Annotated in this window: 13 protein-coding genes; 8 read left to right on the forward strand and 5 right to left on the reverse strand. The window is 54.5% G+C overall.

The annotated features are described in order from the left end of the window. The first annotated feature begins 136 nt into the window (after positions 1 to 136). Positions 137 to 730 carry a YajG family lipoprotein gene (locus ACFIOZ_RS13985; RefSeq protein ID WP_386078797.1) on the forward strand — a complete coding sequence of 198 codons (594 nt, stop codon included), beginning with the start codon at positions 137 to 139 and terminating at the stop codon, positions 728 to 730. Between the two features lie 48 nt (positions 731 to 778). On the opposite strand, the gene ACFIOZ_RS13990 is transcribed toward ACFIOZ_RS13985, so the two are convergent. The 3 genes from ACFIOZ_RS13990 to ACFIOZ_RS14000 form a co-directional block, all read right to left on the reverse strand. After that, positions 779 to 1,411, reverse strand: a complete 633-nt coding sequence (locus ACFIOZ_RS13990; RefSeq protein ID WP_386078800.1) for a thiopurine S-methyltransferase — start codon at positions 1,409 to 1,411, stop codon at positions 779 to 781. 55 nt (positions 1,412 to 1,466) lie between these two features. Beyond that, positions 1,467 to 2,102, reverse strand: coding sequence for a TIGR04211 family SH3 domain-containing protein (locus tag ACFIOZ_RS13995; protein ID WP_386078803.1), 636 nt, complete (start codon positions 2,100 to 2,102; stop codon positions 1,467 to 1,469). An 88-nt stretch (positions 2,103 to 2,190) separates the two neighbouring features. After that, positions 2,191 to 2,520 (reverse strand): DUF1820 family protein, encoded by a 330-nt coding sequence (locus ACFIOZ_RS14000; protein WP_007113264.1) that lies wholly within the window; start codon positions 2,518 to 2,520, stop codon positions 2,191 to 2,193. 206 nt (positions 2,521 to 2,726) lie between these two features. Here ACFIOZ_RS14000 and ACFIOZ_RS14005 point away from each other — a divergent pair, with 206 nt between their 5' ends. From ACFIOZ_RS14005 to ACFIOZ_RS14015, 3 genes are read left to right on the forward strand one after another with little or no spacing between them, the layout of a single operon-like run. Next, positions 2,727 to 3,950 carry an ATP-grasp domain-containing protein gene (locus ACFIOZ_RS14005; RefSeq protein ID WP_386078808.1) on the forward strand — a complete coding sequence of 408 codons (1,224 nt, stop codon included), beginning with the start codon at positions 2,727 to 2,729 and terminating at the stop codon, positions 3,948 to 3,950. Between the two features lie 30 nt (positions 3,951 to 3,980). After that, positions 3,981 to 6,053, forward strand: coding sequence for a hypothetical protein (locus tag ACFIOZ_RS14010; protein ID WP_386078810.1), 2,073 nt, complete (start codon positions 3,981 to 3,983; stop codon positions 6,051 to 6,053). Between the two features lie 60 nt (positions 6,054 to 6,113). Beyond that, on the forward strand, positions 6,114 to 6,872 hold the full coding sequence (locus ACFIOZ_RS14015) for a TlyA family RNA methyltransferase (RefSeq protein ID WP_386078812.1): 759 nt from the start codon (positions 6,114 to 6,116) through the stop codon (positions 6,870 to 6,872). A 22-nt stretch (positions 6,873 to 6,894) separates the two neighbouring features. On the opposite strand, the gene mscK is transcribed toward ACFIOZ_RS14015, so the two are convergent. Continuing rightward, the gene (gene mscK, locus ACFIOZ_RS14020) at positions 6,895 to 10,212 is read right to left on the reverse strand and encodes a mechanosensitive channel MscK (RefSeq protein ID WP_386078815.1); all 3,318 of its coding nucleotides are present in this window, start codon (positions 10,210 to 10,212) and stop codon (positions 6,895 to 6,897) included. Between the two features lie 215 nt (positions 10,213 to 10,427). Here mscK and ACFIOZ_RS14025 point away from each other — a divergent pair, with 215 nt between their 5' ends. The 4 genes from ACFIOZ_RS14025 to ACFIOZ_RS14040 all read left to right on the forward strand — a co-directional run bounded on the left by ACFIOZ_RS14025 (position 10,428) and on the right by ACFIOZ_RS14040 (position 12,599). Beyond that, positions 10,428 to 11,459, forward strand: a complete 1,032-nt coding sequence (locus tag ACFIOZ_RS14025; RefSeq protein ID WP_386078818.1) for a phospholipase A — start codon at positions 10,428 to 10,430, stop codon at positions 11,457 to 11,459. A gap of 129 nt (positions 11,460 to 11,588) precedes the next feature. Continuing rightward, positions 11,589 to 11,921: a DUF883 family protein gene (locus ACFIOZ_RS14030; RefSeq protein ID WP_386078821.1), complete on the forward strand. Its 333-nt coding sequence runs from the start codon at positions 11,589 to 11,591 to the stop codon at positions 11,919 to 11,921. Continuing rightward, on the forward strand, positions 11,921 to 12,325 hold the full coding sequence (locus ACFIOZ_RS14035; RefSeq protein ID WP_386078823.1) for a phage holin family protein: 405 nt from the start codon (positions 11,921 to 11,923) through the stop codon (positions 12,323 to 12,325). Before ACFIOZ_RS14030 ends, ACFIOZ_RS14035 begins: the two co-directional genes overlap by 1 nt. Next, a complete protein-coding gene (locus tag ACFIOZ_RS14040) occupies positions 12,300 to 12,599 on the forward strand; it encodes a YqjK family protein (protein WP_386078826.1) in 300 nt (99 codons plus the stop codon). The genes ACFIOZ_RS14035 and ACFIOZ_RS14040 overlap by 26 nt, the downstream gene beginning before the upstream one ends. 33 nt (positions 12,600 to 12,632) lie before the next feature. On the opposite strand, the gene ACFIOZ_RS14045 is transcribed toward ACFIOZ_RS14040, so the two are convergent. Next, a complete protein-coding gene (locus ACFIOZ_RS14045; RefSeq protein WP_386078829.1) occupies positions 12,633 to 13,817 on the reverse strand; it encodes an NAD(P)/FAD-dependent oxidoreductase in 1,185 nt (394 codons plus the stop codon). Positions 13,818 to 13,867 lie beyond the last annotated feature (50 nt).

Consider the following 13,867-nt stretch of genomic DNA (forward strand, 5'->3'; position numbering starts at 1 on the left):
TTCGCAGTCACAGCAGTGTGCAAAAGCAATATGCAGTGAGGTGTGGGAGGTGACTGAGCAAAGCCACATCGCCAGAACATACCCCCAATGCGCTACCCGCGTTATACTGGCGTTTTAGCCATAGCGGAGGATGACCATGCTTCGGCGTCACTTTTTACGGATTTCAGGTGTGCTGCTTGCCAGCGCGTGGCTTGCCGGTTGCGCCAGCCCTCAATATTTACAGCTCAGCCCACAGCGCAGCGCGGAGGTGCCCCAGGTAGGCTCGGGCCAGCAGGTCACGGTGATTGCCCAGGATGGCCGCGAGAGCGATATTATTGGCAACCGAGCAGGCGGCGGCATGTCGACGGCGCATATTACCGTGAGCAGCCACGAGTTGATTCCGCGTTTGCAGGAAGAGGCCGAACGCGCCGTGCGGGACATGGGTTTTAGCCCCACCATGGAGCAGGCCGAAGGCCGACCGAGCTTAACGCTGGAGCTTGCCAGCCTCAACTATGCCCGCGGCGACAGCGGCCAGCCACTGGTCGATGAAGCGCGTCTTGAAGGCGTTTTCCGCGCTATTGCTCAAAATAAGGGCACCACCTATACCGGCACCTATACATCGCGCCGTACCCAGGGTTATGCCCTTAAACCGGACGCTGATAGCAACACACGTATGCTCAGCGACCTAGTTAGCGATGGTTTGAACCGTGCCTTTAGCGACCCAGAGCTGGGCCGTTTACTCGCACGCTAAGACTCCCACGACAGCAACACTTCAGACACGGGCTGCGCCTCTTTTCTTTTAGAGTCGCGGCCCGCGTCGTTCCAGTGCCCATACGCTCTCCGTACGGCCACGCTCATCAGGGCTGCCCTCTTCCAGAAACGTCAGTGTGAAGTTAGGGGTGAACAGGCTTTCAATCTCGGTAGCGGGAACGCTATAAGGCGGTCCAGCATGACCATCGGGGTGCGATAAACTAATCAGCAGCCCCTTAGCACCGGGCGGTACCAATTGTGCCAAGTGAAATGCATAGCGCTGACGAGTGGCTGGCGGCAGCGCTATCAGCGAGGCGCGATCATAAAACGCCCCAATCTCGGCCGCCTGCTGGATATGCAGATGGAAAAAGTCCCCACACCATAACTCCACGCTGCCTTGGCGTGAAACCGTAAACCCTGCCTGGCGATAGCGCGAAACCGATGTGCTGCGCTGAGCCAAAAACTGCTCAATGGCCTCGGGAGCAAACTCAATACCCAACACAGGATGCCCTTCATCCGCCAGCCACCGCATATCAAGGCTTTTTCCGCACAGCGGCACCAGCACTTTGGTGCGGTTAGCAACACCGAGCGACTCCCAATGGCGCAGCAGTGCCGGGTGCGCCTGCTGCAAGTGAAAGCCTATACGCCCTTCTTGCCAGCGCTTGCGCCATTCGTCGCTCATTATTTGGCTACCTTGTACTCAATTGCACTATCCGTATTAGGGGCTTACCGCGCCGTTAGAACCAACGGTCACGCTTTTTACGCCGACGCGGTAGGTGAGGCACAATCAGCCCTACCAATAAGCCCGCGCCAGCCACACCACCGCCGTACATGAAGTAGCGCATCAGCAGGTCTTCTTCCTGGGTCTCCAGGCGCGCCTGAAGCGCCCTCACTTGCCGACGGGACTGCTCTGCTTGCGCATCCAGCTCTTGGTTGCTGGCTTCAAGCTCGGCAATGCGACGCTCGCGAACCTCAAGCGTTTCCGTCATTGAAGAAGTACGCTGTTCCCAGGTGTCATTGATGCCCTCAAGCTCAGCAGTTAGCTCCTCTACCTGGGCTTCTAACGCAGGTAGCTGCTCAACCGCGCTAGGCGTTTGCTGAAGCTCACTGCTCAACACCCACACCGCATTACCATCATTGTTACGCACACGGGTGTAATCACCGCTGGTTTCCAAGACCTCCACCTGCTCACCTGCGTTGAGCGTACCAATGATCCGATAACCATCGGTGGGGCCGCTGCGCACATAGGTGCTCAGCTCATCGGTCACCCATGCCTGATTAGCAGACTGGGCAGTGGCATCGAAGCTGGTAACAGTGAGTAAAAGACCAGCCGCAGCGGCGTAATTTCGATAACGAGTTCTATTTACTAGCATGACATCATGTCCTGATTAAAAACGCTGCAAGGCGGACGAAGCCAACAGCGCTTATCGCTTAACTTAGCGGTGCGCTTGTCTCATACGCTTACCCTTCGCCGCGCGGAGGCAACGGAAAGGGACGGGGGAACTCCGCTACCCGGGCATCGGTTTTGACCGCCTTCAATGGCCCCTCGCGCTCTACTTCATCAATGCGCACAATAGCATTTAATGGCAGATAGCTACGCTTGACGCCATCGAAGGTTCGTTGCAATTTTTCAGTCGCAGGGTCAACCACTACCCGTGAAGCATCGTCAAAGACAAACTCCTCGACTTCAATAAAGCCCCAGAGTTCGCTTTGAAAGATCTCTCGGACGTATAAATCCCAAATTTCACCCTGTTGGTGAACCACCACACGGTAGATCGGCTTGGCCGCCATCTTGGCCTAATCCTCTTGCCATTCGTACATTGAGTTGAACCGCCAAGCTTACCATATTCCCGCCGCCACGCCTTTACGCTGATACCTTAGTAAGCTTAGCGGTAATGCGACGTATAGTGGGCTCATTAGCCGCGCATGCCCCCCTCGTGTATGGTGGTGAGCGTGATTTGGCAATTATGTTCGTTCACCAAGTAGGAGTCATCAACATGCAGAAGGATCCCAATAAGGGCTATATCGCTCTATTAGGCTGGAGTCTCAATGCGATTGAAGCGGCCGAGAATTTTGACCGTCGCTACATTGTCGTTGCACCTGACTGGGCGGAAGAGTATTGCCAAAAACACGATATTCCTTACGTACCTTGGAATTTCGAGCGACTCAATGATCGCTCGATGGAAATTGCCGAGACGCTCAAAGAAAAAGGCGTCGATGTTGCCATTCCGCTTTATGAAGAGACCGTTGAGTGGGCAGGTGCCATTAACTCTGTACTCCTGGATAACCCTCGTCTTTATGGTCAGTCGCTGCTGTTGCGCGACAAAGCGTTGATGAAGCGTCGCGCCCAATTAGGTGGCATACGCGTGGGTATTTTTGAAGAGGCTCACGACAAACAGGATGTGGTGCGCTTTCTTAAACGCGTTAACCAGACACTGCTAAAGCTGGACGGCGACCCCAACGATCCGATTCACCTTAAAGCATTTGATAAAGCCGGCTGTCTTGGTCACCGGGTTATTCGTACGCCCGATGAAGTCGATACCATTCCCGATGAAGAGTTCCCCGTGTTGATGGAATCGCACCTGGATGGCTGGGAATTTGCCGTGGAAGCGTGGATTCACGATGGCAAAATCGCCTTCTTGAACATCTCTGAATACGTCACGCTGGGTTACTCAGTGTTTGTGCCCGCGTCGCCTGAGCTTGAGATTTACCGCGAGCAGATCACCCAACAAATCGAGAAGCTGATTAAAGCGTTCGACATTGAGTTTGGTTTGATCCACCCAGAATACTTTGTCACCAGCGATGGCGAGATGTACTTTGGCGAAGTGGCCTACCGTCCGCCCGGTTTCAAAGTATTCGAACTGCTGGAGCGTGTTTACGGCTTCAATGCTTATCAAGCATCCATGCTGGTGTTCGACCCGAAGGCCACAAATGAGGAAGTGGCTAACTTCTTCCCGAAAGAAGTGGTCGATGCCGATGGCTTTGCCGGTTGCTTTGGCGTTTACCCACGCCGTCGTGTGGTCAGCCGCTTGGAAATTCCCGAAGAGACTGAAGATCACCCCTACTTTGAGTCTCATGAGCTAACCTCACCTGTAGAAGAAACCGTTACTAAACGCACCGCGTTTGGTACCCATTGGGGTCTGGTCTACTTTAAAGGCAAAGATGCGCATACTATTCGCGATCTGTTAAAACGCCAAGAAGACCTCGACTTCTATGTATAATCCCCGCTGATGCTGGGATAAGGAGTCACCGTGGAGACTGATCAAGCGACGTCTTCTCAAGACGATAGCAAGCTCGATGGATTGTTGAGCCAATTTGACGAGGCGGTGCGCTTACTGAACCAGGCGCCTGCCTTCTCAAAACCCGCCAAATTGCCGCGCGTGATGGACACTGCGCGGCGAGTTTTGCTTCAGGAGGGGGGATGTGAAGCACTGGAGCTTCGCGCCCAAGCGTTTGAGGATGCCGGTGTTTTTTGGGGGTCTGATTGGGAAACTCCCCAATACTTGGTACCCACCTTAACGACTTTCTCACTGAAGAGCGCGGACGCCAATGTCGTCGTCATTGAGGCATTAAGCGAGCTTAGGCTTCTTGCAGTAGCTAAAGGCAATTTTGAGCACCCGCTGGTTTCTGCAGAACACTCGCATCACTACCTCACTCAGGTAATGGCGATTAATTTGTGGCTGCTTTTCTTGCCGCCCAGCGAGGCGGAGAGGGAAACCCAAGGGCGTCTGGCAACCATCCCACGCCAGCTTTTCCAGCATTTAGCCGAGCGAATTGGTTACGAACATATCGTTGATCGACTGATTGATGAGATTTGGCGCATTTTAAAACAGCGCCCTATCCAGGTTGATTCGATCAAACAGATGATCACCCAAATTGCGTTATGTCAGGCTAATCCAGAGATTGACCTTGGCGCTAGTGGCCAAGGCGCTGATCGACTTGTCAGCTCGCTTTACGGTCCCACTCAGGCATGCCGCGAAGATCCTGGCGTCGATGTTTATCGCGACCGGCTAGAGCATATGGATCAGGCTGCCCTGCAAGCCGAATCCACCGGTTTCGCCCGGGCGATGCACGATACTGGCTTGGTCTCACCGTATCACGCCGTGCTGCTGCGTCACCTACTCGAAGAGGGTGACCACTTACTCTCTGAAGCACTGGGCCTTTCAGCCACCGGCCGTGACTGCCTACTCTGCTATCGCGAGCTGGTGCAAGCACTTATTCGAGGTGGTGTTTATCCAGCTACCGCACAAGCGGTTTACGGGCTGGCGCTGATGCTCGAGCGCGGCATTCTCTATCAGCCGCCAGTGGCCCCCGCCATGTGGCGTCAACTGAACCTGCCGCTATCCGAGTGGGCGCAGTCGCGGCTTACCCTCGCCTATGGCGATACTGTTTCCCCCCGGGCACGCTTGATTGAAGGCGTACTCTGCATGCTGGGACTGCCGCTAGGCGTTGGCCAGGGTAACAACCCTACCTGCCAGTCAGCCCGAGCGCTCTCTATGTGGGCATATAACGACCCAGATTATCTGCTGCAAATGGTGGCATGGGCAGCCCGGGATGACGAAATCATTATGCATTTTGAGGGGCAAGCCATTTCATCGATGGCAAGCCTCTCTGGTGTAGCGACCCAGTTGCCCATCGATCTCGATCCGGTTTCGCTAATTGTTGTCCCCCACCTGGATCGCATTTATGCGGAAATGGGCCGACGCTGCATTGGCCGTGAAGGTGACCCACACCGCTGGGTAAACCCTGAATTTCATGGGTGGTGGTCTGGACGGGGCTTTCGCATCAATGTCGATGTCGCCACCGGCCAGCTAAGCGATGTCGATGACTTCATACGCCACTTTTTCGCCTACTATCATCCCTATTACAATGGCAACCAGCCGCTGATCCATCCTCAGCCAGCAGGCATTGCGGTCACCGATAGTGCCGCGCGCTTTATCGGCTGGCATGCGATCACCATTTTGCGGGCGTCCATCGACCCGTCCGAGATTATGCGAATTTATTTCTATAATCCCAATAATGATAGCGGGCAGGATTGGGGTGATGGTGTCATTGTGAGTACATCAGGCAACGGTGAGCGCTTTGGCGAAGCCTCGCTGCCTTTCGATCGCTTTGCATCGCGGCTGTATATTTATCACTACGATCCTCTTGAGCGCGTTGACGTAGCCGATGTCACTAGTGAAGAGGTGGAAAATGTTAAGCACTTCCTGCACCGGAGCTGGGGCGCTTCGCGCTTACCACCGACTGAACTGCAAGCGGATCAGGGCTCTAGTTCAACCCTACCCCATTCACCACTACCCAATACGCCCTCAGACGAAGGGTAACCGGTACGCTGAGCGACACTTTCAACCACAATATTTTCCACCACGATCTTATCAACCACTATGATGCGTCTCGATCAACTGTTGGTCAGCCAAGGGCTGGCCAACTCGCGTACCCGCGCCCAAAGGCTTATTCGTCATGGGCGAATACGGCTTGCCGATAGTGGCAAGTCGTTAACCAAAGCGTCTGAAAAATGGCCCGAAGATACACGGTTCGAAGTAGATGAAGATCCCGAAGAGCGCTATGTATCTCGGGCAGGGTTGAAGTTAGAAGCGGTGCTCACAGCGCTTGAGCTGCGTTTTGATCACCGCATCGTGCTCGATATTGGCCAATCCACCGGTGGCTTCAGCGACTGCGCGCTGCTTTTTGGTGCCCGCCATGTGATTGGCGTCGAAGTTGGCCACGGGCAGCTTGCTGCGAAGCTGCGTGACGACCCACGTGTCACCTGCCTGGAGGGGTTAAATGCCCGCTCGATGAGTAGTGACGAGACACTTGCCAAGGTACTTTCTGATTACCCTATCGACAGCGCCATTATGGATGTGTCGTTTATATCGCAAACCCTGATTCTGCCCGAAATTGGCGCCCTGCTGCCATCGGGCGGTCAGCTAATTTCACTGGTCAAACCACAGTTTGAACTAACGCCCGCCGCACTAGATAAACGCGGCGTGGTGCGCGACGCTAAACGCTTTTCAGAGGTGGAAGCCAGCATTCGTCGCAGTTGCGACGAATGCGGTCTGGCCATTCAGCACTGGCAGGAGAGCCCAATTACCGGCGGGGATGGCAACCGCGAATTTCTCCTGCATGCAGTAAAAGGGCCTTAAAAAAAGAGAGCTTAAAAATGCATTACGTTGATGCAGGGGGAAGCTGATTCGCCGACTGCACTTTAACCGCTTCGCCCTGCTCAGGATGAAGCCACACATCCATCTGCTCAAACGCCACGCGTACTCCGGCTTCGCGGAACAGTGCGTCTATACGGCAGTTGATTTCATCGGCAGCAAACAGCCGATCAAGGAGATCATTGACAAAAATCCGCAGCTCAAAATTTAGGCTGTGCTGCCCATAGCTCAAACAGAAAACCTGGGGTTCAGGGTCTGCTAGCACACGAGGGTTTTCATCCGCCACCTGACGTAATAGTTGGTGCACCTTGGTCATATCGGAGCCGTGGGCCACGCCGTAAGTGAGCACAACGCGGGTGATATTATCCGACAGCGACCAGTTGATCAGTTGGTCGGTCACAAAGGTCTTATTGGGGATAATAATCTCTTTACGGTCGAAATCGGTGACAGTGGTCGCACGGATACGGATACGGCTGACGGTTCCGTGCAAATTGCCAATCGTGATGGTGTCACCAATGCGAATCGGACGCTCAAACAGGATGATTAAACCGGATATAAAGTTGGCAAAAATCTCCTGTAAGCCAAACCCCAACCCTACGCTCAGGGCAGCCACCAGCCACTGAAGTTTGTCCCAGGAGACCCCAAGGGTCGACAGCCCCATCACAATCCCGGTACCCACAATAGTGTAGGAGAGCAGCGAGCTAATGGCATAGGCGCTACCCTGTTTCAATGACAGCCGGGAGAGCACCATCACTTCCAATAGACCCGGCAAATTGCCCGCCATGATAAAGGTAATAGCCACAATCAGCAGGGCAGCAAAGACGTCGGATATCGATAGCGCGTTATCGACCAAATCCCCTTCTTGCGCTTCCCACAATGATACGTTGTCCAAATAGCCAAGCACCGAGAGCAAGTCTGACCAGACCAAATAAAGCAGCGCACTAAAGCCAATCAAAACAATCAACTTAGAAAGTCGTAGCGACTGGCTATTGATCTGGGCCATATCAAGCGGAGGCTCTTCGACTACCTCAAGACCACCCTCCGCCCCCTCTTGTACCTGAGCGCGACGGCGCGCTAACGCACGGCGATAAGCAAGTCGCCGTGCGGCCACTGCGAGACTTCTCACCAATGAGGCTTCCACCACGACCCATAGCCCTAGTAAGTAAAGGGTGATCGCGAACCGTCCGACCAATCTTAGTGCGGTGTATTCGTAACCCCAGACCACCAATCCCAGTAGGATCAATGGCACCGAGGCCATCGCCAGCCCTAATAGCAAACGAAACAGATGCACGCCAAAAATGGGAATATGCGCCAGTATCAGTTGCGCCAACCACCAGCTCATTGCTACCAACCCAGCGGAAAACAACCCCAAAGCGACAGGACGCTGCGCTAGCGGCGTTTCCATCTCTCCAGACATCGCGGCAATGGCAATGACCGGCACCAGGGCGATACCTAGCCCGCCTAACAGGTGACGTAACCGGGCGTTGTACTGTGGCGACCAGGTAAAGTGGCGCTCGGCCACCCCATCGGTGACCAGTAGTCTGCGTCCCCAAGCGACGACGGCCCAACTTAAAGCCAATTGAAGCAGCGCTGGGGCCACGCTATTCGCCAATGGCCCAGCCGCCCCCTGCAACCCCACGCCAATACCCGCTAAAGCCAACGGGCCAGAGAGCGCCAGCAGCGCATTCATCAGCACCGCCCTAGGGGTATGCAACTGGGTATCGCTCTTTAACCGACCAATCTGTGAATGCAGCGTGGCCAAGCGGGCCTTAATGTTCCGGCGCAATCCAATGAGCACCAAGCTCAACGCGATCAGGGGTGCGCCTTGGAGCACGCCCCAGGAAAACCCTTGCCAGCGTGTGGGTAAAATGGCGCGCCACTCCCCTTCTTGCCATTCCAGCTTCAGGTTGCGGGGTAATTGGCGCACCCAATTCAGATCCATTGGCCGACTGTTGGCGACCCAAAACAGCTGCTCATCGATAGTTTTGCGTAACTCAACGGTTGTCGTGACCAGCTGCTGCTGGTTGAGCTGTAGCTCAATAGCCGCGCTTAATAAGCTGCCGTAAGACTGCTCTAGTTGCTCGACCAGCTCACGTCGCGATTGATAAAGCTGCGAAAGTGAGTCGACTAACCCCGGCGTTGCTTCAATGCCCGCCTCAGCCAAACGCGTAGTAGCAAACTGCTCGCTTTGGCGCAGCTGATCGCGCTGACGAACCAAATCAAACTGTTTTAAACGCAGATCGGCAATTTCGTCCTGCAAATTTCGGGGTGCCACCAAAGGAGGGAGTGACTTGCGCTGCTCGCGCAGAATACGCGACAGTAGCTGGCTGCCGCGTATCGCCTCAATTTGTTCATTAAGACTACGCTGTAGCTGGCGCACACTTTCCAACTGCCGCTGGGCTTCAATATTTTCGCGAACCACCGTGTTGGCGCGGTCGGTTGCCCGCAGCAGTTCCAAACTGAGTGTTTGATTGGTTTGCTGTGCTTGCACGACAACAGGATGCCCAGCAGCGATTAATGGGTTATCCCTTGCTGCATCGGCAATGGCTTGTTCTGAAGCCAGCCGGCGCTGACGATCAATCACCCCTTGCAGCATGGTCAGCTGCTGCTCTTGATAATCGATCTGCACCATCAGCACATCCCGGCGCTCCTGAGCTAGTTCGCGCAGGCGGCTATTAGCGCTTAGCTCACGCTGATAAAAACTCACTTCGCGTTCGGCAAGTGCACGCTCCAGGCGCAGCTGGATAAGCCGTGCATCGTTTAGTGCAGAGAGTTGACGATCCGCCAGCAAAGCCTCCCGCTCATCGTGCTGACGGCGTAAACTTTCCGCGCGCTGGAGAGTTTCTGCAATGGATTGCTGGGCACGCTCAGGCAGTGTTTGAGCGGCCAGCAGTTGCGAGTTCACTTCTGCCAGTTGGCTTTGCAACTGCTGTAGCTCGACCACAGCGTTGGTTTGCAACGTCTCCAGCTCATCGAGAGGACGATCGCTCAAGTCGGCAACGGTTAACTGCTGAGAGGCTTCTTCAGCTTCGCTCAGCTCGCGCTGCAGACGTGCTAGCATTTCAGGGGCTTGCTCTACCCGGGTGTCTAACGCAGCAAGACGCTCGTCCACAGAGGCCAGGCGTTCATAAGCTTCGATAGCCGCTTCCAGGGCCTCTTTATCCCTGGCCTGCTGGTCACTCAAAGGCTCCTCAAGAGTCTCTAACTGAGCTAGTCTTGAAGCCAGCTCAGCCTGCTCAGGCACCCGGTCAAGCATGCTTGCCTGAAGCGCAGCGTGAGCTGAATTAAATGCAACGCTACTGCTAATGGCGAGTAGCAGAAACAAACAGGGTATACTCCACTTACAGGCGCTTCTCACCACGTTACGTATCAACACGTTACCTTAGGCCTCGCTGACATCGAAAGCTCCGAGGAGACGGAGAATGAGGTTATTGTCAGGCGTTCCGATGTCCAGCGCAATCAGAGGTGTTGACTTCCGTAGGGGGCGTGATAGAAACGAGCTTGGCCTTTGCCTATTCATTCATTTTGCGAGTCACCTTGATGGTCACCCGAAAACTGCCGTTGACGAAACTTATTGTTCTGCTGAGCCTTGCTACGTTTAGTGCGAATGCCTTTGCCGAGTCTCAACAAGAGATTGAGGCGCGTATCCGTGCCCTCAATGCTGAGCTACATGCTCTGCATCAACAGTTGCAGCAGATAGAAAGTCCCGAAGACGCCGCGCAAGGCTTACCCTTTGAACAGTTGCCTGAAGAGGCTGCCCGGGAAGATTTGAGCGAGCGCCGTGAACTTGAACAGGAATCAAGCCGCAACCCGTTTGCCATTACCACCCACCGCACCAACTACCTGTTTCCGGTTAGCTTTAACACCAACCAGAACCGTGAAAGCTTTCGCAATATCTCTGACGATGGCGAAGTGAGTGACGTGGAATTAAAATTCCAGTTTAGCGCCAAGGTTAATCTGGCTGAACAGGTGTTCGGTAACTACGGTGATGTCTACTTTGGCTACACGCAGCGCAGTTGGTGGCAGGCGTATAATACTGACGCTTCCTCCCCTTTTCGGGAAACCAATTACGAGCCTGAAATCTTTATCGACTTTGACAATGCCTGGGCAGCACTGGGCTGGGTAAACACCCGCAACCGGATCTCCCTTAACCACCAGTCCAATGGTCGTTCAGATCCTCTCTCGCGTAGCTGGAACCGGGTGTACCTTGAAAGTACCTTTCAACGCGGCGACTGGGCGTTCACCCTGGCACCCCATTGGCGGATACCAGAATCCTCAGATGATGACGACAATCCAGATATCGAGCGCTACATGGGATACGGCGATATTCGCCTCGCCAAACGCCTTAATAACAACCATGAAGTGAGCGGTCAATTACGCGGCAACCCCAGTGCAGGAAATATAGGCACCCAGATTGATTACAGCTGGCCGGCTTTCAACAGCTTGCGGGCGCACGTACAGTACTACTACGGGTATGGTGAAAGCATGATCGATTACGATCATCGTGTGCACCGGTTAAGCCTTGGATTTAGTTTAAATCCCTTATTTAGTGCTACAGGGCTGAACCGATAGGCGCATTTGCTTGTCTGTTGCTAGGTGGCTGCTATGCTTGTGCTTGTAGTCAGTAGCTAAACACCGTAACTAATAGGTAAGTAACTAGTAGTTAGTAGCCCAATCATTCACTCGTCAAAGGAAGACTCCATGGCTAAACGTCAACCCACTTACGCAACTCAAGCTGATCAACTCAAAGATGACCTGCGCCACTTGAGTGAAACCGTCGAAGAGCTGGTCAATGCGACCGCTAAAGATGCCAGCGGAGAGATGAACGATCTGCGCAGCCGCGCTGAACGCCGTCTGAAAGACACCCGTGCGCGTCTTGAAGCTCGCGGCGAGCGTATTTATGACGAAACCCGCGACTCGCTGACCCATCAAGCCGATGCCTGTGATCGCTACGTGCATGAAAATCCCTGGACAAGCATAGGCATTGGTGCCGCCGCAGGTATGGTTGTGGGTATGCTGCTCGGTCGTCGCTAATGGCTTTGGGTCCTACCCAACGCGTCTTCTCAGCCGCCAAACGCTTACTGAAATCGCTGATTGCTAATAGCGAAACCCGTCTGCGTCTGGCGGTGTTTGAGTTAGAAGAGGAGCGTGCGCGCTTACTGGTGTTACTGCTGCTGGCAGGAGCAAGCTTATTGCTGCTCTTGTTGGGCATTGCCACGCTGACGGCACTGGTAGTCGTTCTATTCTGGGACACCTATCGATTAACCGCCATTGCAGTCAGTGCTGGAGTGTTGATAGGCGCCAGTCTACTACTCGCGATTATTGCGATTCGCCAGTCCAAGCGCCACTCTCTGTTGAAAGAAACACTCAAACAGCTTGCCGCTGATCGAGCGCTGCTTGAGGAGCCAAGTGATGAAACCATCCGCAGACACCGCTAAACCGCTCAGCCGTGCTGAGCGCAAAGCGCTTTTGTTGGCCGAGCTAGAACAGCAGCGCGTGGATATCTTGGTCGATAGCGAATTTTTACAGCAAGCCGCTGCACCACTGGATAAAAACTGGCAAAGCTTCAAGCTGCCGCTCTACGCAGTCGGCGGCTTTGCCGCATTCAAGATAATGCGCCACCCAGGCGGTGCAATGGCAGCAGGTAGAAAAGCGCTTGCTGGCTATATGCTATTCAAGAAGCTTAAATTGTTAGCCAAAGTGGCTAGCTAATTTTGACGCTACTGCCTGGGCTTGTGGCGTTGCCTAACAAGATTGTCCACAGGCGACGCCACTCGCCCACGCCCATTGAAAGTTATACCCGCCTAGCTCTCCCGTCACATCCAGCACCTCACCGATAAAACGCAGTTGCGGCAGGCCTTTAACTTCAAACGTCTTGGACGACAGCGCGTCGGTATTGACCCCGCCCATAGTCACCTCTGCTGTGCGCCAACCTTCGGTACCCGCTGGCTTCAATTGCCAAGCATTGAGTCTCTGCGCCCACTCATCCAATGCGGCGTTAGCATACTGAGCCAGAGGTCGCGCCAAGTCATGGTCGGGATACCACTCCAGCAGTGCTTGCGCCAACCGCTTAGGAAAGCGCTCGCCAAGCCAGGTCGAGAGCTGACGCTTGGGCGTCTCTTGGCGTGCATGGCGCAGCGATTCCGCCACGTTTTCAGTGGCCAGCAGATCAATACTAATGCTCTCCCCTGGCTGCCAAACGCTGGATATCTGCAGCATCGCTGGCCCAGACAAGCCGCGGTGGGTAAACAGCATAGGATCCACAAAGCGGCGACTGCCAGCCCTAACAGCCACCGGCACGCTCAAACCAGAGAGCTCCGCTGCGCGCGCTTTCCAAGTATCGCTTAAGGTAAACGGCACCAGCCCAGGTCGCGTAGCGAATACCTCCAAGCCAAATTGACGGGCTATATCGTAGCCAAATCCTGTCGCGCCCATGCTCGGAATGGAAAGCCCACCGCTCGCGACGACCACCACCCCGGCATCGATTTTTCCTATTGAAGTCGTTAGCCGCATGGCACTGCCCCGTTGCTCCACGCGGGCAACCTGGGTGCTGAGCCTGATTTCAGCCCCGGCCCACTCACACTCTGTCAGTAGCGTACGGACAATCTCTTTAGCCGAGGTTGCACAGAATAGCTGTCCCGGCGTTTTCTCAACATGTTCAACGCCATGGCGCTCTACCAGCTCAACAAAGTGCTCAGGGCGGTAACGTTTGAGCGCTGAAATACAAAAGTAAGGGTTTGACGAGTAAAAGTGCTGTGGTGTCGTGCCAAGATTGGTAAAGTTGCAGCGACCGCCCCCTGACATGAGAATCTTCTTACCTGCTTTGTTAGCATGATCAAGCACTAAGACCCGCTTTCCGGCATAGCCCGCTTGTGCTGCGCACATTAACCCTGCGGCGCCAGCACCGATGATGACAACGTCATAGATCATAAACGACAGCTCATATTGAGGGCGATTCCCACTATAAAAAGCAGGCATTC

It is taken from the genome of Vreelandella sp. F11 (assembly GCF_042466685.1).
Taxonomy (GTDB): domain Bacteria; phylum Pseudomonadota; class Gammaproteobacteria; order Pseudomonadales; family Halomonadaceae; genus Vreelandella.